30 protein-coding genes are annotated in these 26,971 nt (G+C 67.4%); 12 read left to right on the top strand and 18 right to left on the bottom strand.

Going from position 1 to position 26,971, the window contains the following annotated elements:
- Positions 1-30 precede the first annotated feature (30 nt).
- Together KXZ72_RS08395 and KXZ72_RS08390 are read left to right on the top strand one after the other, a co-directional pair.
- Positions 31-780: a GntR family transcriptional regulator gene (locus KXZ72_RS08395; protein WP_226080180.1), complete on the top strand. Its 750-nt coding sequence runs from the start codon at positions 31-33 to the stop codon at positions 778-780.
- A gap of 87 nt (positions 781-867) precedes the next feature.
- Complete coding sequence (locus KXZ72_RS08390) at positions 868-1,152, top strand: hypothetical protein (RefSeq protein ID WP_226080178.1); 285 nt, start codon at positions 868-870, stop codon at positions 1,150-1,152.
- Positions 1,153-1,660: 508 nt separating this feature from the next.
- Here KXZ72_RS08390 and KXZ72_RS08385 read toward each other — a convergent pair.
- Positions 1,661-2,389 carry a hypothetical protein gene (locus KXZ72_RS08385; protein WP_226080176.1) on the bottom strand — a complete coding sequence of 243 codons (729 nt, stop codon included), beginning with the start codon at positions 2,387-2,389 and terminating at the stop codon, positions 1,661-1,663.
- A gap of 325 nt (positions 2,390-2,714) precedes the next feature.
- Between KXZ72_RS08385 and KXZ72_RS08380 the strand changes: the two genes are divergently transcribed.
- Positions 2,715-5,258 (top strand): LuxR C-terminal-related transcriptional regulator, encoded by a 2,544-nt coding sequence (locus KXZ72_RS08380; RefSeq protein WP_226080174.1) that lies wholly within the window; start codon positions 2,715-2,717, stop codon positions 5,256-5,258.
- A 304-nt stretch (positions 5,259-5,562) separates the two neighbouring features.
- Complete coding sequence (locus KXZ72_RS08375; RefSeq protein WP_226080172.1) at positions 5,563-7,080, top strand: deoxyguanosinetriphosphate triphosphohydrolase family protein; 1,518 nt, start codon at positions 5,563-5,565, stop codon at positions 7,078-7,080.
- Between the two features lie 61 nt (positions 7,081-7,141).
- On the opposite strand, the gene KXZ72_RS08370 is transcribed toward KXZ72_RS08375, so the two are convergent.
- From KXZ72_RS08370 to KXZ72_RS08350, 5 genes are all read right to left on the bottom strand, one after another.
- Entirely contained in the window at positions 7,142-7,540 is a 399-nt protein-coding gene (locus tag KXZ72_RS08370; RefSeq protein ID WP_226080170.1) for a TraR/DksA family transcriptional regulator, read from the bottom strand.
- Positions 7,541-7,620: 80 nt separating this feature from the next.
- A complete protein-coding gene (locus KXZ72_RS08365) occupies positions 7,621-8,298 on the bottom strand; it encodes an RNase H family protein (protein WP_226080168.1) in 678 nt (225 codons plus the stop codon).
- Positions 8,299-8,390: 92 nt separating this feature from the next.
- Positions 8,391-8,675: an LPXTG cell wall anchor domain-containing protein gene (locus KXZ72_RS08360; protein WP_226080166.1), complete on the bottom strand. Its 285-nt coding sequence runs from the start codon at positions 8,673-8,675 to the stop codon at positions 8,391-8,393.
- Between the two features lie 109 nt (positions 8,676-8,784).
- Positions 8,785-9,483 carry an ABC transporter ATP-binding protein gene (locus KXZ72_RS08355; protein WP_226080164.1) on the bottom strand — a complete coding sequence of 233 codons (699 nt, stop codon included), beginning with the start codon at positions 9,481-9,483 and terminating at the stop codon, positions 8,785-8,787.
- Positions 9,480-10,550 carry an ABC transporter permease gene (locus tag KXZ72_RS08350; RefSeq protein ID WP_226080163.1) on the bottom strand — a complete coding sequence of 357 codons (1,071 nt, stop codon included), beginning with the start codon at positions 10,548-10,550 and terminating at the stop codon, positions 9,480-9,482. The genes KXZ72_RS08355 and KXZ72_RS08350 overlap by 4 nt, the downstream gene beginning before the upstream one ends.
- Before the next feature lie 175 nt (positions 10,551-10,725).
- Between KXZ72_RS08350 and KXZ72_RS08345 the strand changes: the two genes are divergently transcribed.
- Positions 10,726-11,904, top strand: a complete 1,179-nt coding sequence (locus KXZ72_RS08345) for a sensor histidine kinase (protein WP_226080161.1) — start codon at positions 10,726-10,728, stop codon at positions 11,902-11,904.
- Positions 11,905-11,939: 35 nt separating this feature from the next.
- Positions 11,940-12,554 (top strand): response regulator, encoded by a 615-nt coding sequence (locus KXZ72_RS08340; protein WP_226083482.1) that lies wholly within the window; start codon positions 11,940-11,942, stop codon positions 12,552-12,554.
- 21 nt (positions 12,555-12,575) lie between these two features.
- On the opposite strand, the gene KXZ72_RS08335 is transcribed toward KXZ72_RS08340, so the two are convergent.
- The 3 genes from KXZ72_RS08335 to KXZ72_RS08325 are packed head-to-tail and all read right to left on the bottom strand — an operon-like array spanning position 12,576 to position 14,751.
- Positions 12,576-14,030, bottom strand: coding sequence for a cryptochrome/photolyase family protein (locus KXZ72_RS08335; RefSeq protein WP_226080159.1), 1,455 nt, complete (start codon positions 14,028-14,030; stop codon positions 12,576-12,578).
- Positions 14,030-14,485 carry a MarR family winged helix-turn-helix transcriptional regulator gene (locus tag KXZ72_RS08330; RefSeq protein WP_226080157.1) on the bottom strand — a complete coding sequence of 152 codons (456 nt, stop codon included), beginning with the start codon at positions 14,483-14,485 and terminating at the stop codon, positions 14,030-14,032. Before KXZ72_RS08330 ends, KXZ72_RS08335 begins: the two co-directional genes overlap by 1 nt.
- A 2-nt stretch (positions 14,486-14,487) precedes the next feature.
- Positions 14,488-14,751: a hypothetical protein gene (locus KXZ72_RS08325; RefSeq protein ID WP_226080155.1), complete on the bottom strand. Its 264-nt coding sequence runs from the start codon at positions 14,749-14,751 to the stop codon at positions 14,488-14,490.
- A 460-nt stretch (positions 14,752-15,211) separates the two neighbouring features.
- On the opposite strand from KXZ72_RS08325, the gene KXZ72_RS08320 reads away from it, so the two are divergent.
- A complete protein-coding gene (locus KXZ72_RS08320) occupies positions 15,212-16,360 on the top strand; it encodes an AI-2E family transporter (RefSeq protein WP_226080153.1) in 1,149 nt (382 codons plus the stop codon).
- A 116-nt stretch (positions 16,361-16,476) separates the two neighbouring features.
- Here KXZ72_RS08320 and KXZ72_RS08315 read toward each other — a convergent pair whose 3' ends face one another.
- From KXZ72_RS08315 to upp, 4 genes are all read right to left on the bottom strand, one after another.
- Complete coding sequence (locus tag KXZ72_RS08315; protein ID WP_226080152.1) at positions 16,477-17,025, bottom strand: hypothetical protein; 549 nt, start codon at positions 17,023-17,025, stop codon at positions 16,477-16,479.
- Positions 17,026-17,094: 69 nt separating this feature from the next.
- Positions 17,095-17,379: a helix-turn-helix domain-containing protein gene (locus tag KXZ72_RS08310; RefSeq protein WP_226080151.1), complete on the bottom strand. Its 285-nt coding sequence runs from the start codon at positions 17,377-17,379 to the stop codon at positions 17,095-17,097.
- Between the two features lie 415 nt (positions 17,380-17,794).
- Positions 17,795-18,544, bottom strand: a complete 750-nt coding sequence (locus KXZ72_RS08305; RefSeq protein WP_226080150.1) for a winged helix-turn-helix domain-containing protein — start codon at positions 18,542-18,544, stop codon at positions 17,795-17,797.
- 387 nt (positions 18,545-18,931) lie between these two features.
- A complete protein-coding gene (gene upp, locus KXZ72_RS08300) occupies positions 18,932-19,564 on the bottom strand; it encodes a uracil phosphoribosyltransferase (protein WP_226080149.1) in 633 nt (210 codons plus the stop codon).
- Between the two features lie 73 nt (positions 19,565-19,637).
- Between upp and KXZ72_RS08295 the strand changes: the two genes are divergently transcribed.
- Positions 19,638-20,081, top strand: coding sequence for a nucleoside deaminase (locus KXZ72_RS08295; protein WP_264159501.1), 444 nt, complete (start codon positions 19,638-19,640; stop codon positions 20,079-20,081).
- Here the strand turns inward: KXZ72_RS08295 and KXZ72_RS08290 are convergent.
- From KXZ72_RS08290 to KXZ72_RS08275, 4 genes are read right to left on the bottom strand one after another with little or no spacing between them, the layout of a single operon-like run.
- Positions 20,078-20,536, bottom strand: a complete 459-nt coding sequence (locus KXZ72_RS08290) for a DUF2867 domain-containing protein (protein ID WP_226080147.1) — start codon at positions 20,534-20,536, stop codon at positions 20,078-20,080. The genes KXZ72_RS08295 and KXZ72_RS08290 overlap by 4 nt on opposite strands.
- The gene (locus tag KXZ72_RS08285; protein ID WP_226080146.1) at positions 20,533-21,087 is read right to left on the bottom strand and encodes a TetR/AcrR family transcriptional regulator; all 555 of its coding nucleotides are present in this window, start codon (positions 21,085-21,087) and stop codon (positions 20,533-20,535) included. The genes KXZ72_RS08290 and KXZ72_RS08285 overlap by 4 nt, the downstream gene beginning before the upstream one ends.
- A 32-nt stretch (positions 21,088-21,119) precedes the next feature.
- Positions 21,120-22,082, bottom strand: coding sequence for a cation diffusion facilitator family transporter (locus KXZ72_RS08280; protein WP_226080144.1), 963 nt, complete (start codon positions 22,080-22,082; stop codon positions 21,120-21,122).
- A gap of 36 nt (positions 22,083-22,118) precedes the next feature.
- On the bottom strand, positions 22,119-22,622 hold the full coding sequence (locus KXZ72_RS08275; protein ID WP_226080142.1) for a hypothetical protein: 504 nt from the start codon (positions 22,620-22,622) through the stop codon (positions 22,119-22,121).
- Positions 22,623-22,691: 69 nt separating this feature from the next.
- Here KXZ72_RS08275 and proC point away from each other — a divergent pair, with 69 nt between their 5' ends.
- The 4 genes from proC to KXZ72_RS08255 all read left to right on the top strand — a co-directional run bounded on the left by proC (position 22,692) and on the right by KXZ72_RS08255 (position 26,292).
- Complete coding sequence (proC, locus tag KXZ72_RS08270) at positions 22,692-23,525, top strand: pyrroline-5-carboxylate reductase (RefSeq protein ID WP_226080140.1); 834 nt, start codon at positions 22,692-22,694, stop codon at positions 23,523-23,525.
- A gap of 81 nt (positions 23,526-23,606) precedes the next feature.
- Positions 23,607-23,876: a hypothetical protein gene (locus KXZ72_RS08265; RefSeq protein WP_226080139.1), complete on the top strand. Its 270-nt coding sequence runs from the start codon at positions 23,607-23,609 to the stop codon at positions 23,874-23,876.
- Complete coding sequence (locus tag KXZ72_RS08260) at positions 23,876-25,717, top strand: alpha/beta hydrolase (protein ID WP_226080137.1); 1,842 nt, start codon at positions 23,876-23,878, stop codon at positions 25,715-25,717. Before KXZ72_RS08265 ends, KXZ72_RS08260 begins: the two co-directional genes overlap by 1 nt.
- Before the next feature lie 122 nt (positions 25,718-25,839).
- Positions 25,840-26,292 carry a hypothetical protein gene (locus KXZ72_RS08255; RefSeq protein WP_226080133.1) on the top strand — a complete coding sequence of 151 codons (453 nt, stop codon included), beginning with the start codon at positions 25,840-25,842 and terminating at the stop codon, positions 26,290-26,292.
- Here the strand turns inward: KXZ72_RS08255 and KXZ72_RS08250 are convergent.
- Entirely contained in the window at positions 26,289-26,960 is a 672-nt protein-coding gene (locus tag KXZ72_RS08250; RefSeq protein WP_226080132.1) for a potassium channel family protein, read from the bottom strand. The two genes, KXZ72_RS08255 and KXZ72_RS08250, sit on opposite strands and share 4 nt — an antisense overlap.
- Positions 26,961-26,971 lie beyond the last annotated feature (11 nt).

Below are 26,971 nucleotides of genomic sequence, written 5' to 3'. Positions count from 1 at the left end.
GTTTTTTAGTCGCAAGGGGGCGCGGAGCCAGTGAGTCCGGACAGTTTTGAGTTTGACCGGTCCCTGCCCGCGCCCCTACACGTCCAGGTCAGCGAGGAAATGCGTGCGCGCATCGCCTCGGGACGCTGGCAGCCGCACTACCGGCTGAAGGCCGAGCCCGATCTCGCCGTGGACCTCGGCATCAGCCGCGGCACGCTGCGCCGCGCCATCTCGACCCTCGTGGACGAGGGGGTCCTGGTGCATACCCGCGGGCGCGGAACCTTTGTCACCTCCGCCACGATTGAACCCGCGATCGCGCAGAGCCTGCGCAGCCTCGCCGAGGATTTTGCCGCGCAGGGCATCCCCTGGCATACCCGCGTGATCGGGGCCGAGGTGATCGATCCCCCCACCAATGCGGCCTCGCTCCTGGACTCGCCCACGGACTCCCGCGTCTTCCGGCTTACCCGGCAGGGCCTCACCGGGGACGCCCCCGTGGCCTATCTCGTGAACTATGTGCGCCTTGACCTCGCGCCGGGCATCCAGGACACCGATTTTGCCCACTCCACCCTCTTTGGTGCCCTCGAGGGCGAATTTGGCCTGCGCATCGGCTCCGGCCGCCGCACCTTCGCCGCCGTTGCGGCACCCGCCGAGGTGAGCGAATCGCTGGGACTGCCGGCCCATATACCGATGCAGCACCTCGAGCAGATCACCTATCTGGTGGACGGCACCCCCGTGGAGTTCTCCGAGGTCTGGATCAACTCGGCAAAGCTCCGGGTGTCCTCCCTGCTGTCCCGCGGATAGTATTTCTGGGGCGACACGCCGCGCCGCGCCCGATGTCCACCAAAAGGACGACTTGTGCGCCCGCCCCAAAGGGCCGATGGTGGAATCATGACCCAACACCTGGACACCCTGGAACCGGCGCGCACCAGCGCCCCGGTCGCCGCGCTGTCCGTGGACGGGTCCACCACCGCGAGGGTGCGCCGGCTGATCGTCATCAGCGCCGCCACGCTCTCGTTTGTGCTCATCCTCATGGTGCTCCTCGACCCGGGCCGCGCCTACGCGCGCCTCTACCTGGGTATCGCCCTGGTGCTCGCGCTCGGGGGAACCGCACTGCTCGTCTGGATCTCCCGCACCGATGTTGCGGCCGCCGCGGAGGAAGACGCCACCCAATAACCTGCAGCGCCGCGGGCCCGCCCTCCGTGGGGACGGAGGATGTACGGGCCCGCCGCGCGCACTTCTTTTTCTCTCAGTACCCTTCGGGGAGTTCGGGGCCGTGTCTCGTTCGGCGCGCGCACTTCTTTCCCCTACCCCTGCCTTCGGAGAGTTCGGGGGCCGTGTCTCGTTCGGCGCGCACTTCTTTTTCTCTAAGTACCCTTCGGGGAGTTCGGGGCGGTGACTCGTTCGGCGCGCGCACTTCTTTCCCCAACCCTGCCTTCGGGGTCGTAGCGTGTTCGGTGAGCGCACGTCTTTTCCCCGAGTGCCCTTCGGAGAGTTCGGGGTCATAGTGGGTTTAGTGCGGGCTCATCCCGTCCCGAGTCGCCCCTCGACCGGGCCGGGTGGGGCCGCTATGTGTTCCGCGCACGCCGGGGAAACCCGCTCATACCCGCATAAATCCACCTGGCCGACCGAGGCCGGGTCTGAAATTCGCAACCGTCATCTCCACCGGGCACACCGCCGGACGCTAGGAGGATTGGGGAGACTGGTTCAGGATCCGCGGCACCGTGGAGGTACGGCGCAATACCGACTCCAGGTCGCGATCGGGCATGCCCGCCAGCCGGAGACAATCCGCCGCCGCCTCGCCCACGGAAAGCCTGCGGCGCTGACCGCTCAGGGGAAACCCGTTGACGAGGGGCTCATGGTGGGCCACCCGATTGCGCAGATCATTCACGCGCGAGACCACCCCGTGGGCATAGTCCCGGTTCCAGCGGGCCGCATCCACCTGCGAAATGGCGCGACCACCCGGGAAAGCACGATCCAAAACCCCGCGCCACAGCACCTCATAATCGCAGCGCGCGCGGCGCGGAGGGCGGCCCACATGATCGCCCCGGTCCAGGAGCCCGCGCCAAAACCCCAGCATGCACGAGGACACCACCCGGCCGGGGGTGCGTTCCCCCGGCACCTGCGCCCAGGCCCGGGACAGCGCCGCCAGGGAGCGATCATCAAGCGGCATTTCCCTATTGTGATACCAGGTATCTTCCCAGCGCAGCGCGAGCTGTCTATTCATCGCATTACGCAATGCCACCTCCAGGAGGCCCAGATCGGCCAGGAACGCCCCCGCAAGCCGGCGGTCCCGGAGATAAAGCTCGCGGGCACGGCCGGGATCGCCCGCGGCGGCCGCGCGATACGCGCCCATCCGGGCCGGGGTGATCGACCGGTCCAACGCAAAAATCTCTTGCTCGGTAAAATCCACTGGACTATTTCCCTTCCTCTATGTACGCTTAAACACGAAGTCCCCGGTATATGCCTCTGTCGAACTTGAGTCGGCATGCTACCGGGGTTTTTTCTGCCCTCCCCATCCCTCGACACTAGATCCGCCGAGCCCGCCCGAGGCTGGCAGGTCGCTGTTTTTCGGGGCCGCCCTGCCCCGCGCGGCCCGGGCCCCACCCCCGGCGGGGCCGCCCGCAGCGTTTCCGTAGTGGGTCCTGGCCACATCGCGTGCATAACGGTAGGTTTGTCTTCGGGTTATTGCGGGGGCGCACCCGGCGCACCCCAACCGGTACGAGGGGGACGGACACATGATTCGCTATGTCCCGCGCCTGCCCACCCATCTCCTTACCCGCGATATTCCGCTTGGTGAGGCCGGACTCATCCTGCTCGAAGCCGGCCCCGGAGCGGGAAAAACCACGCTCGCCGCCCAGTGGGCAGCCCGGAACCGCGAGCTCGAGGGGGCCTGGATCGGCATCGGCCCCGGGCTCCACCGCCAGGAATTTTGGCGGATGATCGCGCGCCTCGTGGACCATCCCGAGCATCCCGGATTCGCGGGTGACGGCCCGGGCCGGGAGGCCCTGGTGCGCTGGGCGGGGGACCGCGGCGAGCTCACCCTGATCCTGCGCGATGCCCAATACATCCGCGAGCCCGAGTGGATCGCGGACCTGGTGGCCGTGGTGCGCGGCTGCCCCGGGCTGCGCGTGATCGCCCTCGGCAGCGATCTGGGCGGCCTGGCCCGGGCGGCGGACGATGCCAATCTGGATTTCTCCCGGCTCCGCGCCGGGGATCTCCACTTCAGCCCGGAACAGACCCGCGCCTATTTTGCCCTCCTGGGCGTGGCCGATCCCGCCGCCGCCGAGGCCGAGCTCCGCACGGTCCTCGGCGGCCACCCCGGGGCCATCCGGCTCGCCGCCCGCGCCCTGGCCGAGGGGGGACAACACGCCCCGAACGGCCGCGATGCCCTGATCGAATTTTCGCTCCTGCGGGCGCGCAGCGAGAGCTCCTCCACCGAGGAATACGCGCGCTTCCTCTCGCTTGCCCTCCCCGAGAAGCTGCCCCTCGCCCTCGCCGAGGTGCTGGTGGACGGGAGGGCGGGCGCCCTGGCGCTGCTGCCCGGCCTGACGCAACCCGGGAATCGGCCCGCAACGGGTCCGATGCAGGAGGATATTCTGGTCCTCGATCCCGCCGCCCGCGCCCGAATGACCACGGAACTCCAGCGTGATCACCGCGTATTCGCGGAGGAGGCCTCGCGGCGGCTGGTGGTCTGGAAGATGACACATAACCTGCCGGGGGAGGCCCTGACGCGCGCGGTATCCTCGGGCAATTATGAGTTGGCCTCCGAGGTGGTCTGGCGCAATTTTAACGAGCTGACCGCCGAGCACGGCGCCCTCCTGCGCGATCGTCTCCGCGAGATTCTGCTGCTGCGCATCCGCCGTTTCCCCGTGCTCTGTATGGCCCTCGCCCTCGTGTATAACGCCAACGGGCATACCCGCCTGCGTTCAGCCGAGTATTTCACCCTCGCGGTCACCGGGGTACGCGGGCGCTATGAGCGGGCCTCGATCAGCGAGAAGGTGATCCTCTCCTCGATCCAGGCGGCGGCCTACCGGGTGCTGGGTCGCTTCCCGCAGGCATTGCGCGCGGTGCGCGAGGCGGATGTGCGGATCGCGGAGCTGCCCGCCGGATCGGCCGAGAGCCTCGGCAGCATCCTCCCGCTCCTGTTTAACCATAATGCGATCACGCATCTCTACGCCGGGGATACCGCCCGCGCCCTGGAGCTCCTGGCCGCGTCGCTCGCGGCCACCCCGCCGCGCCAGCTCAGCGATCCCTATCATGGGCTCTCGCTGACCGCGGGGGTCTATGCGGTGCTGGGGGATATGGATGCCGCCGCGGCCTCCCTGCGCGAGCTGGATGCACTCCCTCCCTTCACCGGAAATACCCGGATCTATCTGACCACGCTGGGCGCTGTGGCCCGCGCGGCGCTGGAATTGGAACGGTTTGATACCGCGGCGGCCCGCGAGCATATCCACGAATACCTGCCGGAGATTGAGACGAGTGAGCACTGGGGTGGGCTCGTGGAAATCCTGGTGCTCTGTGATCTGATCGACGGGCGGCGGTCCGATGCGCTCCTTCGCCTGGAGACCCGGATGGGTGCGCGCCGCCAACCCGCGATCACCCGGGTCCTGCGCACCCGGCTGAGTGTGCTCCAGGCCGATCTGGAACTCGGCGCGGGCAATGTGGCGCGCGCGGATCGGCTCACCGAAAGGCTCGACCGCGGCCTGTCCTGTGTGGTCCTGTTTCATGCGCGCCGCGATCTCCTGATGGGTGAGCATCGCCGCGCCGCGGTCGCCCTGGCCGGGCTAAACTCCGCCGAGCTCTCCCCGCGCGAGCGGGCACTCTGCCACCTGCTATTTGCGGTGGCCCTGGCCGGGAGTGAGGAGGCTGAAAGCGCGGTTGCGGAACTCGGCAATGCGCTCCTGACGCTGCGCGAATGGGGCCTCTCCCTGCCGCTGCTGCAGGTGCCGCGCGGGGGCCTGGAGCGGCTCGTGGATCTCGCGGCCGAACACTCCGATCCCGCATCCGCCGCCGCGCTGGCCGCGCTGCTGGACACCCTGCCCGCGGTCTGGGCGCGCGAGACTCCCCGCGTGCAGCTCTCCGCGCGCGAGCTCCTTGTCCTGGAACATATCGCCCGCGGGCTGAGCGTGGCCGAGACGGCCGCCGAACTCACCGTCTCCCAGAACACCGTAAAAACCCAGACCCGTTCGCTGTTTCGCAAGCTGGATGTGGGCAATCGCCGGGACGCCGTGATGCGCGCCGCGAGCCTGGGAATCCTCACCCCGGAGGACCCCGCCTAGCCCGCCCACTCGCGCGGGGGTGAACCCCGGGGTGAAGTTCCTCTCACCCCCGGATCGGCGCCCGCCCGCCGCCCCTAGGCTGGGGTCAGACGCCGCACGTCGACGGTGGGAGCGGGCCCGAACCCGCTCCCACCACAGCGCGGTTGCGGACGGAGCCAAGGCCCGTCCCGCACCCTTCCTCCCCCCGAAGACCGGTTCCCCTTGCCCCGATAACCCGAATGTTGCGGTGAGGGGAGCCACCCGCGTGCCGCGGGTGTTCTAGGATGCTGTCACGCCAGGATTTGGCGTGGAAGGTGAGTGCCCGATGAGCGATCAGATTCTCGACCCGCGCCAGGAGCGCGTCATAGCCGAACCGGTGGAGACCGAGGGGCGGGAATCTCGCCCCTATCGCATCGATCTGGAGCGGCTGCGCTTCTCCCCGTATTTTTCCCGCCTCTCCGCGGTGACCCAGGTGATTCCGCAGGCGAGCGTGGGCCCGGTAATTCATAATCGGCTGACCCACTCGATTAAGGTCACATCGGTCGCGCGCGAGATCGCCGTTTCGCTGGTCCACTCCGATCCGCAGACCCGCGCGATCCTCGACTCCCTCGGCGGCTGCGATCCCGTGGTGGTGCAGGCCGCGGCCAGCGCCCACGATCTGGGGCATCCCCCGTTTGGTCACCTGGGTGAGCAGGTCCTGGACCGGGTGGCCCGCGAGCGGCTGGGGCTGCCCGAGGGATTTGAGGGCAATGCGCAGACGTTCCGCATCCTCACCGAGCTGGATACCCACGGTGCCGCACAGCCGGGCCTGAACCTCACGGCCGCGGTGCGTGCGGCGGTCCTGAAATATCCCTGGACGCGCCTGCCCTGGGCCACGGAAAATACCGAGCTGGCACCCGAGTTGCGCCCGCGAGGCGTGGGGGACGTGCTGTCCACGGGTGCCCATAAATTCTCGATTTATAGCCTGCATGAGCGCGAGATTGCCCGCGTGCGCGCCGCCTATCCCGCGATCGCGCCGTGGCAGCAGACGGTGGAGTGCTCGGTCATGGACATCGCCGATGACATCGCCTATTCGCTGCACGACCTGGACGATTTTTATCGCGCCGGTGTGCTCCAACACGCATCGGTGTCCTCCGAGCTGCGCACGTGGCTGCGCTCGCGCTCAGCGCTTGCAGCGCTGGACCGGCGCGAGCTGGAGGCCGATACCCGCACCCCCGGCAACGCGCTGGAGCTGCTGCGCCGGCGGGCGCTGTCCCGGGACTCCTGGATCGCCGATGACGAGGCGTTCCGCAATGCCGTGGACCGGGTGAACCGGGAGCTCGTGGACGGACTGCTCGCGGTGCCCTTCGACGGCGGCATTAATAGCGAACGCGCTCTCTCCGCCTTCATCCGGCGCTGGCTGGACCGTTTCCAGCGTTCGATCGTGGTCGAGGCCACCCCGCATGTGCGCAGCGGCCACGTGCGGCTGGAACGCCAGGCGTGGCATGACGTGATGGTGCTGAAATTTGTGCACTCCCGGTTTGTCTTGGATAACCCCGATCTGGCCACCGCCCAGCGCGGACAGGCCCGGCTCGTGGAATCGCTTGTGCTGGGCCTGGACGAATGGCTGCGCGATCCGCACGATGCCTTCCGTGCCCCGCGCCGGCTCCTGGAATCGGCCGAGGACGCCACCGAGAGCTATTTTGAGCTGCGCGAGAGCACCCCGGAATCGCTGTCAGGTCCCACCGATGACCTCAGCATTCACCGCCGCGGTCGGGGGCGCGCAATCGTGGACTATGTTGCCTCTCTCACCGATGCGCAGGCGCAGTCGATGGCCGCGCTGATGGGCACCTCCCGCGTCTAGCCGGGTACGGAAAAACCGCCGCCCTGCGATGCCGGGCGGCGGTTTTTAACGGGCCGGGGAGTTAGCGGCGCGCCTCAAGCTCGCGGGCGCAGTGGATGCACAGCTCGGCCTCGGGGCGCGCCTCGAGCCGCGCGGCACCGATCGGTGCCCCGTCGCGCGTGCAGATTCCATAGGTGCCCGCGGCGATCTTGGCGAGTGCCCCGTCCACGGTTGCAAGCTTGGGGGCGAGGTCATCGCGCAGGCCCGATAGCCGCGACCACTCATTGGTGAGAGTGGGGCCCTCGGGGTCGTGTTCATCATCCGTGGTGGAATCCTCGCGGGCCACACGAACGGCCTCCAGCGCCTCCTCGATGCGGGCGCCGTCCTCCTCCAGCTCGGTCCTGCGGGCGCGCAAAAGCGCCTCGAGATCAAGCAGCTCGGCCTCGCTGAGAGGCGCGACACCGTGTGTCTGTGTATTCATCGTTACCCCCGTCTGGTGACGTGTTGCCGTGCGGCTCCCCGCCCGCCCCGATTATCGGGGAGGGCACCGCATCTTCTGGCTCAGATCATATCGCGCAGGAGCGCCTCGGGGGTGATGCCGCGACTTCTTGCACGCTCGGCGAGTCGCGCATGCTCCCCGGGGGTTAGCGTGAGGCTCAGGGTGATGGGCTCGGCGGGCTCGTCAAAATCGAAGAGTCCCGGCTGCGCGGCGGGGGCCTCGGGCTCGGAAAACGCGGGGGTGCGCGGGGAACGTTCCGCCCGAGCCGTGCCCGGTGCGTCCACCCAGCCGGGGCCCGAGGGGATCGGCCGGCCGGCCTGATAGGCCTCGGAGACGGCGCGGGCGCGGGAATCGGCGGCCTCGTTCAGCGGATGGTTGGCGTGACCCTTGACCCACTCAAAGCGGTAGCGGCGGCCCACGAGTGCCTCGTCGATCTCGCGCAGCAGGTCCACGTTCAGCACCGGCTTTCCGTCGGCCTTGCGCCAGCCCTTCTTTTTCCATCCGGGCATCCACTTGGTCACCGAGTTGATCACATACTGGCTATCGCAGAGCACCAGCAGGTCCTCATCGAGGTGGGCGGTGGCGCGGAAGAGCTCCAGGACGGCCTTAAGCTCGCCCTGATTATTGGTGGCGTATTTCCATCCACCGGCGCCCCAGCAGGAATCATTGACGTACCAGGCCCAGCCGGCGGGGCCGGGATTGCCGAGGGCGGAACCATCGGCGGCGGCGGTGATCGTCATGGGGTGATCCTTTCGGGCGGGAACGCGGGCGCGGGGTAAACCCCGTACCTTAGTGTGGCATCCCGGGCCCCGGGAGGCGCCCGGGGCGCGGCCTAGAGTGGCGCGGGGCCGTCCGGGTCCTGAGCCTCGGGCGCGTCGTCCTCCACGTTTTTGCGGCGCTTCCGGGTGACCAGGAAGGCGGCGATTCCGCCGAGTACCAGGACCGCGGCGATGCCGATCAGGAACGGAACCCCCTCGGCACCGGTATCGGCGAGGACCCCGCCGGTATCGGCCCGGGCGGCGGCGGGCGCAAGCAGAACCAGGCCGCCGGTCGCGAGGGCGGTGAGTACGGTGGCACCCGGGCGGTGTGATCCGGGGGTGGGATTTTTAAGGGCCATGGGTTCCTCCACTGTTGATACCCACACGCTAACCCGCGTCCCCCCGGCAGGTCAAGAATCCTGACCGGCCCCGATGTCCGCCGGGCGGAAGCCCCGCCCGGCGGAGTGCTTAGGCGGCGAGGGCGGGATCCTCGGACACGCTCAGCACGCCGTCGTTCATGACCAGCACGCTGTCCATCCGCGGCAGGTGTCCGCGGTCGTGGGTGACCAACAGCGTCGCGGTTTCGCGGGTGCGGGTGAGGGTGATGATCAGGTCGATGATCGCGGAACCGCGCGCATGGTCCAGGGCGCTGGTGGGTTCATCCACGATCAGGACCTCGGGATCATTCATGAGTGCGCGGGCGATATTCACCCGCTGCCGCTGGCCACCCGAGAGCTGATGCGGACGCTTATTTTCCTGCCCCTCCAGGCCCACCTCGGCGAGCAGGCCCAGGGCCCGCTCGCGCACGGCCGCGCGCCGGGAACGGGAATGACCGCCCAGCTCGTTCATGACCGCGAGCTGATCGAGGCTCGTGAGCGAGGGCAGGAGGTTGGCCTGCTGGAAGACGATGCCGATCCGGGTGCGCCGCACCTCGGCTGCCTCCGCCCGGCTCAGGGTTCCCACGTCCACCCCGGCGATCAGGGCGCTGCCGCTATCGGGCCGGATCAGCGTGGAGGCCACCGCGAGTAGGCTCGACTTTCCCGAGCCCGAGGGGCCGGTGAGTGCGGTCACCGTGCCGCGCGGCACCTGCAGGGAGGCATGATCCACGGCGGTCACCACGGAGTCGCCATCGGGAAAGGTCAGCGTAATATCGGTCAGGTCAATCATCGGGTGCCTCCCAGGGCTGTCAGGGGATCGGTGGATAGGACGGAGCGCAGGGCAAATCCGGCGCCGGCCAGGCCGAGCAGGATCATCGCTAGCGCGGGGAGCAGCGTGGTGAGGGGGCTCAGCACAAAGGGCAACACGCTTCCGGCGAGGAGGCCGAGGCCCACGGTCACGAGCATGCCCAGGCCCACGCCGGCCAGGAGCACCACGAGGGCCTGGCCCAGCGCATCCCGGACGAGCCGGCCGGTGCCGGCGCCGAGCGCCTTCAGCACGGCGATATCGCCCGAGCGTTGGATGGTCCAGACGGTGAAAAAGGCGCCGATCACGAGCGCTGAAATGCCAAAGAGCATCCCCACCATGAGCAGCAGCGAACCGATCTCGGAGCGGAACGAGCCGATATTCAGGAGCGAGCCGAGCACATCCGCGGAAACCGTATCGGTGGCGGAGTCCAGGGCGGTCCAATCGGGCGAGCCGGAGGCGCTCACGGCGAGCACGCTCGCGAAGGGGGCCTCGCCGCCGCGGGCCATGGCCGAGCGCCAGTCCTCGATATTCAGCCAGGCCACGGAGGTATGGCTGAACCACTGATCGGGGACCACCGCGGATACCGTGAGGTCGTGACCCGAGAGCGCCACCGCATCCCCGGGCTCCACGGCCAGGTCCCGGGCGATGCTCTCCCCGAGCGTGACGGATCCGGCCGCGGGGGCGAGCTCACCAAACGAGGGCTGCACCCCAAAGAGCGAGACGCCCGAGACGCGGGCGCCGGCGGTGAGCCGGGACTGCACGATACCCAGCGGCTCCACGCGGGAGATGCCCTCGGCCCGGGCCCAATCCTCGGCCTGTGCGGCGGTGACCGAGGAATCGGCGAAGCTCGGATCGGCCGAGCTATCGGCGGGCTGGGAGAAAACGATGCGATCGGCATCGAGGCCGGTGATCGCGGAGATATTCTGATTGGCCAGCCCCGCGGTCAGGCCGCTGAGGAAACCGACCAGGATGGTGATCAGGGTGACCACGCTGCCGATCAGGACAAATCTGCCCGTGGCAAATCGAATATCGCGCCAGGCTACAAACATGGGTTGCGGCTCGCTTTCTCTGGAGGGGATCTGGCAAAGTGGCCAGGATTCCACTCTCCGCGCTTTTCCCCGTTCCCTCATCGGCCACCCGGGCATACCCGGAAGCGATGGATGTAATCCCGGTTACACCTTTTGAGGGATACGCGCGGGCGGCCGCGGAGCGTAGGGTGGGGGCATGGCCAATACGGTGAGTAGACCGGTCTCGGCGGGGCTGCGCACCGGGCTGCACCTTCTTGTTGTGGCGCTGAGTGTATTTGTGATCCTCCGCGCCGCGTTTGGTGTGGGCCGCGCACCCGTTCCCGTGCTGATACTGGGCATCCTGTTTCTGGGCCTCTATCTCGCGGGGATCTGGTGGGGCAGGCCCGAGGGCTATTCGGTGGCGGTGGCCGCCTGGCTGGGCACGCTCACCGCGCTCTGGGCCACCCTGATCTGGCTGAGTCCGGATGCCGCCTATCTGGTGTTCCCGCTGTTCTTTTTATATCTCGCGCTGCTGCCGCGCACCGGGGCGCTGAGTGCCGTGGCCGTGTCCGCGGTGGTGTCGATCCTCGCGATAGCGGTGCACGGTTCCTTCTCGATTGCCGGGGTGGTGGGCCCCCTGATCGGTGCGGGCATTGCCGTGGCGATTGGGCTGGGCTATCAGGGGCTTGTGCGCGAGGGGGAGAACCGGGAGCGGCTGATCGGGGAGCTCATGGCCGCGCGTGAGCGCCTGGCCGCAACCGAACGCGAGGCCGGGAAACTTGCCGAGCGCGAGCGGCTGGCGCGCGATATTCACGACACCGTGGCGCAGGGGCTCTCCAGCATTCAGCTGCTCTTGCATGCCGCGGAGCGCGAGGGCAGCGCGCAGCCGGAGCGCGCGATGACGCATGTTCGGCGTGCGCGCGAGGCGGCGGCGCTAGCGCTCGCCGAGACCCGCGGGTTGATTGATGAGTTGGCGCCCCCGGCGATGACCGGGGCGAGCCTGTCCGAGGCGCTGACGCGGCTGGCGGATACCACCGCGGCGCAGTCGGGGATCGCGGTGAACCTGCATGAATCGGGCGAGCCGAGCGATCTGAGCACGGTGGTGAAAACCGGCCTGTTGCGGATTGCGCAGGGTGCGCTGGCCAATGTGGTGCGGCATGCGCGCGCGGGGCGGGCCGATGTCACCCTCACGTATCTGAATGACGAGGTGATCCTCGATGTGGTGGACGATGGTGTGGGCTTTGACCCGGATGCCCTGGCCGAGCGGGCCGCGGGCGGCTCCTTTGGGTTGATCGCGATGCGGCAGCGCATTGCGGAGCTCGGCGGTACACTCACGGTGGAGAGCGCGCCGGGCGAGGGGACCTCGGTCACGGCGCGTTTTGGGGAATCCGAGTGAACGGGGAGAGCGTGGATCCACAGATCCGGGTGGTGATGGCCGATGATCACCCCATCGTCCGGGCGGGGCTTGCCGCGGTGCTGGGCACCGCCCCCGATATTCAGGTGGTGGCCGAGGCCGCCACGGTGCGCGAGGTGCTCGCGCATGCCGCACGCTTCCGGCCCGATCTGGTGCTCCTGGACCTGAGCTTCGGGGAGGGGCAGCCCACGGGGATCGACGCCACCCGGGAGCTTGCGGCGCTGGAGAATCCGCCGCGCGTGCTAATCCTCACCAATTATGATTCCGATGCCGATATTCTGGGCGCGATTGAGGCGGGGGCCGCTGGTTATCTCCTGAAGGATGCCCCTCCCGAGGACCTGCTGAGCGCGATCCGCAATGCCGTGCGCGGCCAGACGGTGCTGGGCCCCGCGGTGGCCGGGCGGCTCGTGGCGCGCGTGAGTGCGCCGCATTCGGCCCCGAGCACCCGCGAGATCGAGGTGCTTACGCTGGCCTCGGAGGGCCTGTCCAATCGCGAGATCGGCCGCGCCCTGCATATCAGCGAGACCACCGTAAAATCCCATCTGGCCCATATCTTCACCAAGCTCGGCGTGAGCAACCGCCAGGCCGCGGTGGTGGCGGCGCAGCGCGCGGGACATATCCGCCGCGCCTAGGGGTGGGGCGCGCCGACGGCGCTAGGTGGTGGGTTCCGCGGGCTCGCGCGATTCGCGATACGCGGCCAGGGCGGCCTCGCGCGAGGCCCGTAGATCCACGATCGGAGGGGTGCGCAGCCCGGCGTCCCACTCGGGGAGCCAGCGCCGCAGATAGGCCTCGTTGGGGTCGAATTTTTGGCGCTGAAGCTCGGGGTTGAAGATCCGGAAATAGGGGGCCGCATCGGCCCCGCTGCCGGCGACCCACTGCCAGTTAAACGCATTGGCCGCGGGATCGGCATCCACGAGGGTGTCCCAGAACCACTCCTCACCGTGCCGCCAGTGAATCAGGAGGTTTTTGGTGAGGAAGGAGGCCACGATCATCCGCACCCGGTTATGCATGGTCCCGGTCTGCCAGAGCTCGCGCATTCCGGCATCCACGATCGGGACCCCGGTGGTCCCGGTCTGCCACGCGCGCAGCAGCTCGGGATCCACCTCGGGCCACGGGAAACGGGCGAAGCTGGGCCGCCAGTTACGCACGGCAAGATCCGGGAAATGGGTGAGCTGATAGTGCGCAAACTCGCGCCAGCCGATCTCGGTCAAAAACTCGGTACCCTCGCCGGGATGAGCGCGCCGGTGATGCTCTACGGCCTCCCACACCTGGTGCGGGCTGATCTCACCAAACGCCAGGTGCGCCGAGAGCCGCGACGTGCCCGCACGAGCGGGTCGGTCACGATCCACCCGATAGGCGGCCACGCGCTCGTCGAGGAAATCCTCGAGGCGCTCGCGCGCACCGCGCTCACCCGGGCTCCAAATATCTTCCCAACCGGAGGCCCAATCGGGGCGGCTCGGGCGCAGACCCCAGTCCTCCAGCGCATCACCGGTCACGCGCGGTGCCGGGCCCACTACCGGGGGCGGCACGGGCAGCGGGGTGCGCGGCGGGTGGGCCGAAAGCTCCTCGCGGGCACGCCGCCAAAACGGCGTAAAGACCGAATAGGGGCGTCCCTCGCCAGTGCGCAGCACCTCGGGCTCCAGCAGGAGGTGTGCTGAATACTCCCGGCTCGCGATCCCGGCCGCGGAGAGCGCGGCGGCGACCGCGGCATCGATGCGCGCCTCGGCGGCCCCGTAGCGGCGGTTCCAGGCCACACCCGAACAGCCCAGCGCGGCGCAGAGCTCGGGAACGATCTGCACCGCCTCACCCCGCCGCAGGATCAGCGGAATATTCAGTTGTTCCAGCTCGGCGCGTAGCGCCCGCAGGCTGCCCTCAAGCCACCAGCGGGAGGCCCCACCCGGGGTGCGCGGGGCATCGCCGGGGGTATAACGGAGCCCACGCAGCGCCTCGGGATAGGGCTCGTCCGCGGCGGACGCGGGTGCGCCCGGGGCCGATTCGTCCAGATACAGGGCCACCACCGGGCCGCCGCGGCGAATCGCCTCGGTCAGTGCCGGGTTATCGGAGACCCGCAGGTCCTTCCGAAACCACAGCAGCGTGACGGGGCCCATTATTCGCAGGCCTCGGCAGACTCGGGGCAGCGCAGTCGATCGGTCAGCCCGCGCAAAACATGCAGCTCGGCGGGGGACAGCGCGGAGCCCAGAAGCTCACGGATGGTCTCCATATGGGCGCGCGCCGCCGGAACGTACGTGCGATAGCCCAGATCGGTCATGGCGATGATCGCGCCGCGCTTATCTTCCGGATCGATCACCTTGGTGACCAGCCCCTCACCCACGAGCTTTTCGATGAGCCGGCTCATGCTGGGCTGGCTCAGGAGCACCAGCCGGTTCAGGTCCCGCAAACGGGCGGTGCGCCGGGGCTCGCGCGAAAGCGTAAACAGCACGTCATAGGAGTTAAAGCTCAGCCCGTTCAGCGGGAACTCCTCCGCGAGGCGGCGCATGATGCCCACCTGCGCGCGGAAGAGTGACTCCCACGCCTCAACCGCGGGATCCTCGGGTGTACCCACGACTAGGCCTCCGGTTCGGTCGCGGGGGTGCGCGGAATCGCGGCGGTCAGCCCCCGATAGAGGAGGATCATGCCGTAGAGAGCGGTGCCCAGGCCCACGATGATCGCCAGAATACCCACCAGTAGAAGGGGCCACGGCCCGTTCAGGATCCCGAGCAAAATGAGCAGGATACCCACCGCGGTGATCAGCAGGCCGCCGCCAAAGCAGGCGGCACCCAAAAACTTCAGGGGTCGCGATTCGCGGGCTGCGCTCTGTTCGGTGGACATTATCTAAGGGTACCGGCTTCCGGGGGCGCCGCGGACATGCATAAGGGCCGGTCGTAGAGGCATACGACCGGCCCTTCCCCTTGCACCAAGAGTGTCCTGCAATCACATTTCGCGTGTCGTTGTCACAGCAAAACAACTAACGCTCTTTGAATATATAACGTCCCGGTAACGATTGCTAGGCCGAAGTGGTGTTTTCGGCTGAGAGTTCACCCAGTGTTTGCTCGTAGTCGTTTCGGGGCCGCGCGGGCGGCCGCCGGGGGCGGTGTTGCGCGGGGTGGGCCGGGGCCGGTCCGTGTGGTGGGCGCGAACGCGGGTGGCCACCCCCGTTTGGGGCAAAACAGGCGTTTCTTAAGGCCGAATCCCTTGTGTTTCCTCGGACCGGGGCCACAATTGACCTGTGGGGCCGTCCTCCCGCGACGACAGGGTGTCGCCGCAGGCCCGCCGCAAAGCGAGGTTTGAGATGAAAAAGAAAAACACTCCGCTCGCGTCCGGGTCTCCGGCGTCGAGCGCGGCGCCCGGGGTGGGTGACGTGCACGTGCTGGAGGAGCACGGATCCTCGGGTGTTCGGGTGAACTCCTTCCGTATCGGTCTGGTGGGCACCCTGGGTGTGCTTGTTGCACTGGTGATCGGCGGGGTCGTGACCCAGCTCAGCACGGTGCTGATCTATATCGGTATCGCCCTATTCCTCGCGCTTGGCCTGGACCCGCTGGTGTCCTGGCTGGAAAAGAAGATGCCGCGACCGGCCGCGATCTCCGTGGTGGTGCTGGTGGTACTGGGTGCCTTCGCCGGGCTGCTGCTGGCCGTGATCCCGCTGCTCGTGGAGCAGGCCTCCAATCTGATTCGCGATTTTCCGTCCATCGCGAATGAGTTCCAGAAAAATGACTTTGTGAAAAATATCCAGCAGCTGCTGGGTGACTCGGTGGATATTAACGAGGCCATTAAGGGAGTCACCGAGTTTCTGAAGGACCCCAAGAATCTGGTGGCCATCGGTGGCGGCATCGCACAGGTGGGCGCGGGAGTGGCCAGTGGCGTGACCGGGTCGATCATCGTGATGATCCTGACGCTGTACTTCATGGCCTCGCTGCGCTCGATGAAGCAGGCCGCCTACCGGTTTATCCCGGCCTATCAGCGCGCGGGCTTCGCCAAGATCTCGGATGACATCACCGGCGCGGTGGGCCGATACGTGGTGGGGCAGGTATCGCTGGCCCTGATCAACGGTATCCTCAGCCTCATTCTGTTCTCGGTGATCGGCGCCCCCCTGCCGTTCCTGCTGGCGTTCTTTGCGTTTATCGGCTCGCTGATTCCGCTCGTGGGTACGCTGAGTGCCTCGGTGGTGAATACCCTGATCTGCCTGGCCGTGGAGCCGCGGCTCGCGATCATCGCGGGTATTTACTACCTTATTTATCTGCAGGTCGAGGCCTATGTGCTGAGCCCGCGCATTATGAGCCGTGCCGTGGCCGTGCCCGGCGCAATCGTGGTGATTGCGGCGGTGGCCGGTGGAAGCATCGGCGGTGTGCTCGGAGCGCTCGTGGCCATCCCGGTGGCGGCCTCGGCAATTATTATCGTGCAGAAGGTGGTGTGGCCGCGTCAGGATAAGAAGCTGACATAGGGCACAACACACGTTCCACGGGGCGGTCGGGCCGGCATTTGGGGATGCCGGCCCGGCCGCCCCTGGCCTTTGCCGGGCGGCCGCGGGGCGCCGGGCTGCTACGGGTCATCGGGCGGCTAAGCGGCGTCGGGCGGCTCGCCGCCGGGCCCCGGTGGGAGCGGCGGACCCTCGGGTGTGCCCGGCCCCTCCACGCCCCCGGCGGGCGATTGCGTGCGGGAGGCACCCGCGGGGGGAACGGCCGGAGACTCGGCCGGCACCGGCACCGGCACCGGCACCGAACCCGGCACCGATACCGAGGACAACTCTGAATCCGATACCGGTACCGATGCGGGTGCGCGGGCGGCGACCGGGGGAGCGGCGGCATGAAGCGCGCGGCCCAGGCGGAGCGCGCTCTCCGGGGTGAGCTCCAGGAGCACCCCCAGTTCATCGGTATTGAGCACAACGGTGCCCTCGCCCGGGGGCTGGGCGGGCTGATGGAGGAGGTCTATCTCCAGGGCCGCGAGCTGCCGCGTGAGCGGGGAACGGGCGACAACCGGTACGGTGTCGAGCCACCGCGCAGCCTCGGGGGAGGCCTCGGGCGGGGCTTCGGAATCGACGGGCCGGGCGGCGCTGGGCGCTACCCGGGTGGTGCGGGACTGCGGGTGGTTCCGTGGTGAATTCATCATTGCCCTTCACCGGCACGGTTCCAGGATAGGGCGAACCCCCGACACTCGGGCCGGGCGGTGCGCCGGGGGCTACCTATCGCTGAGGTCGGGGGCCGCGGCGGGCAGGAGGTCAACCAGGTGCACCTGAAATACCTGGCAGAGCGCGAGGACGTTTTGGAGCGAGGGATTTGCCGGAGTGCCGGGCCTTGACTCGCCCTTTTCGAATTTTTGATAGGTATAGCGACTGAGGCCGGCGGCATAGGCCACCTGCTCCTGGCTGAGGCCACGCTCCATGCGTAGCCTGTGCAACGAGGTGCCCAGCTCGATGACATATTCCTGCCACGAGATCTGCTTCTTTTTCCTTGGCTTTTCCATGCCTTCAGCATGAAAGCCATCCTGACATGGTGAGGCCATATAGATGTGGCTTTATCCTTTGAGTTCGGTGCGAGAGACCGCCGTCGGCGAGCCTATAGTGCCACTCTAGTGTGACATTTTGAGAAGACCATCCAAGTCAATAAACCCGCGAAGATCGTTGCCGTCACGCCTGTCGGGGGTTCTGAAAAGTCTCATTAAGAAGTAACTCGCGCGCGCGTCATTGCCGCGATGGCGGGCGTATGGCGCCGGGGTGGGCTGGCGCAAATTGACGTAGATTCCTGGCGTACCGGACAGAGCCGTCCAGGTGAAGGCCGGGGGCACGCCCGCGGTGGATCCCTATTTGCCGGGTGGACGCAGCCGTGCGCCCGCGGGGCACGGTGTCCAGGTTGCCCGTGGGGGAGGAGCCGGGAGGGGTTTAGAACAGGTCGGGGCTCGGGGCGGTGGCGTAGCGGATGGTGACATCGGCGTGACGGTCAAATCGGTAGCCGACGCCGCGCACGGTGCGCACGATGTCCTCATAGCGGTTCAGCTTGGCGCGCAGGCGGCGAATGTGCACATCGATCGTGCGCTCGTTCGGGGCGGCCTCCTCGTCATCCGCGCTCCACAGTGCCGAGATGAGTTCGGTGCGCTCGATCGTGCGCCCCTCGCGCAGGACCAGGTACTGCAGCAGCTCAAATTCCTTGAAGGTCAGCGCAACCGAGGCGTTGTCCAGTGCGAGGCGCTTGCGGGAGAGATCGATGACCACACCGGCATGGGCGCGGTCGAGCTCCTCGTCCACCTCCTCGGCGTCGCGGTGGCGGGCCAGGGCCGCGGGCTCCTGCAGGGCAAGACGCACCACATCGATATCGCGGCCGCCGGCACCCTCGGGGGCGAGGGCCACCGCGGCATAGGTTTCCGAGGACGGGGCGAGCTGGGCGGCCAGGTCCTTCAGGGCCTGTACTACCGCGCCGAGGCTCGAGCCCTCGGCGAGGGCCTTGGCCTCATCCAGGCCAACGTAGAGGACAAAGCCGCGGGCCTCGGTGCCCTCGGGTACGGCGCGCAGTCGGGGTGCGGTGGGGGCCTGGGCCGGGGCAACCCGGGCGGCGGTGCGCGGGGCGGTGATATCCGGGGCGGCGATCACGGCGGGGCGGGTGGCGAGGTTCTGGGTAGCGTGAGCGAGAGACATGATGATGCGTCCTTTAAGGGTTTGTGTTGCCCGCGGGGTCCGGTAACGGGTTCCCGAATGGGCGAAATATTGTGAGAATGCCCGTCCGGCGGTGCTATGGCCGGGGCGGGGGGAGCGCGGGCTCTACGCGGAGTGCGGAGCGGCTGGCTCTTCTGGTGCTAGGAGACTAGCGACACATTCGACAACACATGACAGCGCTGCGGGGCATCATCATGCCCACAGTCCCATGAGACTCAACGGAGCTCCGGGTACGCGCGATATCAGTCATGGAACAGATTCAACCCGATACGGGTCCATATGTCAAGATATGACGAAATATTGCAAGAAAAAGGCGGCACATCCCGTAACCGGGATGTGCCGCGCAAGATTTATGACGGGACGTATCGCCTAGGCGAGGCCGTAGAGGCGGTCGCCCGCGTCGCCCAGGCCCGGCACGATATAACCGTGCTCGTCCAGGCGCTCGTCGATCGTGCCGAGGACAATATTTACATTGCGCCCCTCGGTCATCTTCTCGAGTGCGGCCACACCCTCGGGGGCTGCCAGGAGGCAGATCGCCGTAACGTCCTCGGCCCCGCGCTTAAACAGGAACTCGATCGCGGCGCCGAGCGAACCGCCCGTGGCCAGCATCGGGTCCAGGACAAAGCACTGCCGGCCGGAGAGGTCATCGGGGAGGCGCTCGGCATAGGTGACGGGTTCAAACGTCTCCTCATCGCGTGCCATGCCCAGAAAGCCCACCTCGGCGGTGGGAAGCAGCTTCACCATGCCCTCCAGCATGCCGAGGCCGGCGCGCAAGATGGGCACCACCAGCGGGCGGGGCTGGCTGATCGCCAGGCCCGTGGTGGTGGTGACGGGGGTCTCGATGGTCACCGTTTCGGTGCGCACCTCGCGGGTGGCCTCATAGGCGAGCAGGGTGACCAGCTCCTCCGTCAGGGCCCGGAAGACGGGGGACGGTGTGGTTTTATCCCTCAGCACCGTGAGTTTATGGGTGATCAGGGGGTGATCGGCTACGTGCACTCGCATAGGGTTAACAATACCTGCGTAATGAGGGGAAATGATCGTGATCTTAAACGTTCCCGAGGAGTATCGTCGCTGGATGGCCCTTGCCATCGAGCAGGCGCGGCTCACACAGAGCACGGCCGATGTGCCAGTGGGCGCGATATTGGTGGACCCCGCGGGGAATGTGGTGGCGGTGGGGCGCAATGAACGCGAGGCCCGGCACGACCCGAGCGCGCATGCCGAAATCGAGGCAATCCGGGCCGCGGCCGCCGCGCGCCGCGACTGGCAGCTCGCGGATCTCACGCTGATCGTCACGCTGGAGCCCTGCGTGATGTGTGCGGGAGCGATCGTGGCCGCCCGGATTCCACGCGTGATTTTTGGTGCCTGGGAGGAAAAGGCCGGGGCGGGCGGAAGCGCCTTTGACCTGCTGCGCGAGCGCCGCCTCCCGCATCGTGCCGAGGTGATCGGCGGGGTTGAGGAGGAGGCCTGCGCGGCTCTGCTCGTGGATTTTTTCCGCGAGACCCGCGCCGCTACATCCTAGGCCGGTGTGAGCGCGCGGATTGCCCCGCGCATCATCGAGTGCACCACCACCGGATGGGCCAGCCGCACGGGCCCAAAATAGAGCCGCCCGCGCCGGCCGTGCAGCGCGACCGTGGTGGTGACGCGGACGGTGCGGGTGAGTGTGTCCACGCCGACGGCCGCGCGAAACGAGAGGTGTTTTTCCTCGGCCGCGATCAGCGCCTCCTCTCCCTCCCGCTCCCGTACCGCAAATATCGTGGAGGGGGAGGGCTTGAGTCCAAGCAGGGGCACCAGCGCCTGGCGCAGGCCGAGGGCCGCCCTCACCCACAGCGGTGCGGCGGCGGGGCCAAAGATGGTTTCCGCCCAGAGCCCGGGGTCGGTGGGTGCCCCCGCGGGAATGGGCAGCAGGATGACATCGGCATAATCGGGTGCTGGGATATCGCGCAGGGCAAGCGAGGTGAAGCCCGGCGCGGTCATGCCAGCGGCCCGGGAACGCGGGGAGCGATCGCCTCGATGGTATCGGCGAGCCCCTGAATATCCACGGGGGTACCGGAGGTGGCGGAGGTCATGATGATGCCGTCCAAGAGGGCCAAAATCTGTGTGGCGCCCCATTCAGCGCGTTCGCCCAGGTGCGGGGTGAGGACCCGGATTCCCCAGTCCCGGAAATACTCGCGGTGGGCGCGGAAGGCGGCCCCGCCCTCGCCCTGCGTATGCGGATCGAGCAGCAGGATATAGCGGGCCCGGGCCGCGGCGGAGTGGGCGCTGGCCGAATTGGCGGCAAAATGCGCGAGGGTCAGCGGGAAATTATCGGGCGCCTGCGTGGCGATGTCCTCGATCGTGATGCGGTCCAGCTCGGCGAGGTGTGCCCCCAGGGCGTCCAGGAGCGCCTCCCGGGTGCGGTAGCTATTGGAGGTGGAACCGGGTGGGATGCCTGCCTCGGCATCCACGGCGCGGTGGGTGAGGCCGCGCGCTCCCTCGCGGGCGAGAATCCGGATGGCGGCCTCGGCGATGCGTTGTTTGCGTTCCATACCCAAACACTACACCTGTAGTGTTTGGGTGTCTAGTCCGCGCTCTTCAGTATGATCGTATCCGTGGCGGGTGCCGGATTACGCGGGACGCGATAAACATCCGGCTCCAGATAGATGCTGCGGGCCATCGGCTCGGCGGCCCGAATGCGCGCCTCCACCGCATCGATATCGGCCGCAACCTGGGCCAGGGAATTATCGCGCGGAAAGCCGATCTTTGCCGCGATGAGCAGTTCCTCCGGGCCCAGATACAGGGTCTTGATATGGATCAGCTTCTCGACCTCGGGGCCGGCCTCGATCGCCGCAATGATCGCGGCCGTCTGCTCCTCGGTGGCGCCCTCGCCCACGAGGAGGCTCTTGGTCTCGATGCCCAGCACGATCGCCACCAGGACCAGGAGCGTGCCGATAAACAGCGTGCCAATCGCATCCCACACCGCATTACCGGTGACCACGGTGAGGCCCACACCGATAAACGCGAAGACCAGGCCGATCAGGGCGGCCACATCCTCGAGGAGGACCACGGGCAGCTCGGGGGCCTTGGCCCGGCGCACAAACTGGATCCAGGACTGCGAACCGCGCGTGTGATTGGACTCGCGCACTGCCGTGCGCAGCGAGAAGCTCTCCAGCACGATCGCGATCGTGAGGACCACCATCGGAAGCCACCACATCTCCAGCTCATGCGGATGCTGCAGCTTATTAATTCCCTCGTAGATCGAAAATACGCCACCCACGGAGAACAGAATGATCGACACCACAAACGCATAAACATAGCGTTCGCGGCCATAGCCGAAGGGATGCTCCACATCGGCCACCCGCTTGGCCTTGCGGGCCCCCAGCAGCAGGAGCAGCTGATTGCCGGAATCGGCGAGGGAGTGCACACCCTCGGCGAGCATCGAGGCGGAGCCCGAGAAGAACCAGGCGATGAACTTCGTCAGCGCAATGCCGGTATTGGCCAGGAACGCCGCGATGATTGCCTTATTACCGCCGGAGGTGCTCATGAATCTCCCCTTACTGGGCTGCCGATGCAAGCCATCCTAGACCTCGGGGGCCGCGGCCGGGCCGGGGTGGCGATAGGTGTCCCGCATATGGTCGGAATCCAGGAAATCGGCCACACCGATCAGGATCAGGCTGAAGACGATCTGCTCGGTAACCATCCACAGCGGATAAAACCCCGGGATCGCCGCCATCACGAGGGTCACCACGGGAAAAATCTTGCTGAATAGGCGCAGCCGCGAATAGCCCCAGACGTAGCCCAGGCGCGCGCGCCACGCAAAATAAAACAGCGTCGCGGTCATGGCCAGCACCACGAGGGAACGGGACCAGACCGAGAGCGCAACATGCTCGCCCGAGCCCGCCAGAATCAGCGCGATCACCACCGCGCCAATTCCCAGTAGCAGCTCGATCGCCAGCAGCCAGTACACAGCGGTAAACGCGCGGCGGGTGCGGGGATGCTCGCGGGCCGCCGGATCGATGCGGAGGGAGGATTTGGATCCGCCGGCCAGGCGATCCACCCGGCGCAAAAAACGTTCGCTGTCCATAAAACTCACACTAGACCCGGGGCCACCCTTTAGGGCGGATTATGGGCCGCGGACTTCTAGGATGGGGACATGACTACGATCCCGCATATTGCAATTCTTGGCACCGGTTCGATGGGCGCGGCGGTGCTATCCGGCCTGCTTCAGCCCGGGATTGAGGTGACCGGGGGAGTGACCGCGACCAATCGCAGTGCCGCCAAGGCCGATGCGCTCGCCGCATTGGACGGCGTGAACGCGGTGGCGCTTGAGCGCGATCCCGAGGGCAACCGCACGGCCGCCGCGGCCGCGGATATCGTGCTGATCGGTGTAAAGCCCGGGATGGTGCCCGCGCTCTTGGAGGAGATCGCCCCGGTGCTGCGCCCCGGCACCATCGTTGTGAGCCTCGCCGCCGGCGTGTCCGTGGCCACCTTTGAGCGCCTCCTGCCGGAACACACCATCGTGGTGCGCTCGATGCCCAATACCCCGGCCGTGGTGGGACGGGCGGTGACCGGCATCTCCGCGGGCACCCGCGCGGATGCCGCGGCGATGGCCACGGTACACGAGGTGTTTAGCACGGTGGGTGAGGTGCTGGAGGTGCCCGAGGAGCAGATCGATGCACTCAGCACGATCTCGGGTTCGGGACCGGCCTATGTTTTCCTGCTGATCGAGGCGCTGACCGAGGCCGCGCTGGCGAAGGGGTTCACGCGCGAACAGGCCGACATCATGGTGCAGGGCACCTTCCGCGGGGCCAGCGAGTTGCTCGCCCAATCGGAGAAGACCCCCGAGGAGCTGCGTATCCAGGTGACCAGCCCGCAGGGCACCACCGAGCGCGCCCTGAATGTTTTGCAGGGGGCCGGCCTGCCCGCGCTTTTTGCCGAGGCCACCGATGCGGCGCTCGCCCGGGCCCGGGAGCTCGCGCGCGCCTAACCCGTATGATTCCCCGGATTCCCAGCCGGTTGGGAGATCCGGGGACGTAGGATTTTCGCACCATTTCGGTTGTGGAGGTCCATGATGGAGGCAGCTCTTGATCCCGCCGCGGGGGAAGCGGCGGCGGCCCGGCTCGCGGCAATCTGCGCCGCCCAGTGGGAAGACCCTCCGGTCGAGGAGCGGGCGCTGCGCAGCGGCGTGGTGAGCTTCACCCTGGGAACCTGCGATTCCTGGCTCCGCGAGTCCCGCGCGCGGCTATGGGACGAACTCGCGGAGGGCCTGCGCGGTTTGCGCTCGGGAACCGGCGCCCTGGTGGAGGCCGATCGCGAGGTGGCCGGGGGCATGGGCTGATGATCGAGTGGGAGTGGGATCACCCCGGCCAGGGTGACCTTTGCGAGGTGAATGAGTGTGCACGGGCGTGGCGATACCGCGCCGAGCAGCTCGTGGCCCTGACCGCCGAGCTGGATGCGGTTGAACGGGAGGTGACGGCGGCCTGGCAGGGCGATGCCGCCGAGTCCTGGCTCGCGCTCCATCGGCGGGCCCGCGCGGAGGCGGACGAAATTTTTGAGGCCTATCGGCGCTGCGTCCTGACCGTCGAGAGCTTCGCGAGTGAGATGCAGGAGATCCTGGATCGCGCGCGCATCGGGCAGGAGGTGCGCGCCGATTGCGAGGCGGAAAGAGACCGGATCCTGATGCGCCTGAGCGATCCGGCGGTGCTGGTAGACCCCGACCTCGAACGCCACCTGCGCCGCGAATTGGCCTGGGCGGAGGACGATCTGGCCGCAAGCCGAGCCCGGATCGAGTTTCTGGCCGGCGATCGGGAGGAGAACGAGGCCGGGCTGCGGGGGCGACTCGCGGCGGCGCTCTCGGAGTTTCCCTCCGCACGGTTTGGCGAGGTATCCCTCGCGGCGAATAGAATCGCGCGGCTCCTGGACGGCCGCATCCCGGGGGAGGGTGCGGAGAGCCTGCTGAGGCGGCAGCTGGGCGAGATCCGCGGCCTGCCCGCCGCGGAGGTCCGCGGCGCCTGGGGGTCCCTCCCCGAATCGCTGCAAAAAACCTTGCTGCTGCGTTTTCCCGCCGAGCTGGGGGCTACCGAGGGCCTCCCCGCACCGGATCGGGACCGGGCCAACCGTTCCCTGTTGGGGCCCGCGCTTGAGGAGGCGCGGGAGGCTCTGGCCCGGGCCGAGGAGCGTGAGGCGGAGGCGATGCGCGACCCGGAGGGGCTCGCGGCGGCCCGGCGAAAGATGCAGGGGCTTGAGGCCCTCTGGGGTTATTTTTCTGGTGAATCGGCATGGGAAGTCGACCCGCCGCTCTTTCTTTATGCATTTGACCCGAGCGGCCCCGATCAGCCCCTGTCGGCGGTGGCCGTGGGGAATCTCGACGTTCTTCCCCGAATCGCCGTGGTGGTGCGCGGCCAGGACAGCGGGGTGGCCGATCTCAAGGGTGAACTCAGGATTGCTAAAAATCTGCGCGGGCGCGACGACGGGCTGGGGATCCTCTTATGGGACGGCTATCCGACCCCACACTTCTGGGCGGAAACAACGGCCCACCCCGACTCCGGTGAAGACGTACGGTTGTCCTATCCCACCGCGCAGGCCCTCGGGGAGGAACCGGCGCGCATCGGCGCGGTGCGCCTGGACCATACCCTCGAGGGGCTGCGGGCTCTTGGCCTGCCCGGGGCGCGCCTCACCGTGATTGGGCACTCCTATGGCACCAATGTGGTGGCGCGCGCACTCGCGCTGGGTGACCACGGGGTGGATGCGGCGGTACTCGTGGGCTCGGCCGGGCTCCCCAATACCCTCGCGCCCGAGGACCTGCATATGCCGCCGGAGCGAGTCTTTGTGGCCGAGGCCAAGGGCGATATGGTCGCGCCGCTGGGGCGGGTGCCCGGGCGCTACGACCCGCTGCGTGCCGGGTCTCCGTTCACCGGGATTGGCACCGAGGGCGGGCTGCAACCGGATGGATCGGTGCTGGATCCTATCCGTGGGCATGGGGCGATTGGGTCCTCAGAATCGGATGATCGGGGGCATTATTTTGGGCCCAATACGGAGCTGACTAAAAATCTGCAACGTATCTTCCTGGAACAGATCGGGGAGCTCACGCCCTCCGAGGCGCATGCGGATTATGAGGATGAGGCGGAGCACCATCGGCAAGTTGTCCGGGATTATTTTGACGGTCGAGGCGGAAGATAGCGATGATGCGGCGGGGTATGCGCGCATGGATCGCGACCGGGGTGATGCTCCCGGCGTTGGTGGGCTGTTCGGGGTGGCATGGCGAATCGTTGGTGGGTCCGAAAACACAGGGGGCGGGGGTTATGGAGGAGATTACGCCGCGGGAGCTGCGGGATCGGTTATGGCGGGAACTCGCGGATTTGGAGGAGCTTACGGGCGGGCCCTGGACTCAGGAACGGAGCCGGGGGCCCTCGCGTTGCGATGACGACACATATTATTACGATGCGGCCGGACGCTATAAGGGTGAGCACACGGACTTCCTGGCGATGGCCGATCAGATCGCGGATTATTGGCGCGGGCTCGGGTTCACCCCGGAGCGCATTTCATATCTGGACGATCAGGTGATCTACGAGATCACCACGCCCTGGGGCGATATTTTGAGCACCACGGTGAACGGTCCGTGGATTGAGATTACGGGGGAGACGCGGTGCCTGGCCGCGGATTGGGATCGGCAGCGCGCCGAGGACCTGCGCGAATACGGCACGGGCAGGCCGACCCCCAGCACCGACCCCGACCCCAACCGGGGCGCGGGCTAGGTCCCGATCGCGGCGAAACGCTCGATATCGGCGGAGGTTCCCGACACGATGACCAGGTCATGATTGGAGACCACGGTCTGCGAGGTGGCATAGGTAAAGGGTTTGCCGGGGGACTTTACGCCCACCACGGTGATGCGATATTTGCTGCGCACACCGGATTCGCCGAGGGTCATGCCGCGAATGGGCTTGGGCGGATACATTTTTACGAGCGCAAAATCATCATCAAACTGGATAAAGTCCAGCATCCGTCCGCTCACCAGGTGCGCCACGCGCTCGCCCGCCTCGGCCTCGGGATAGATCACGTGATTGGCGCCCACCCGGGCCAGGATCTTGCCGTGTGACTGCGAGACCGCCTTCGCCCAAATCTGCGGAATCTTCAGGTCCACAAGATTCGCGGTGATCAGCACACTGGCCTCGATCGAGGAGCCCACGGCCACCACGGCAATCGAGAAGTCCTGCGCGCCGATCTGCTTCAGTGCCTCGATATTACGCGCATCGGCCTGCACCGTATGGGTGACCCGGTCACTCCACTTCTGCACCAGATCAACATCGGTATCGAGGGCCAGGACCTCGCGGTCGAGACGGTCCAACTCACCCGCACAGGCCGCGCCAAAGCGACCGAGCCCAATGATAAGAACCGGTGCGTCGTGTTTGATGCGATCAACCAACGTGCTGCCTT

The organism is Mycetocola spongiae (assembly GCF_020424085.1).
In the GTDB taxonomy this organism is placed as follows: Bacteria; Actinomycetota; Actinomycetes; order Actinomycetales; family Microbacteriaceae; genus Mycetocola; species Mycetocola spongiae.
Note: the sequence above shows the minus strand (reverse complement) of the source record. Positions and strands in the feature narration are given on the sequence as shown.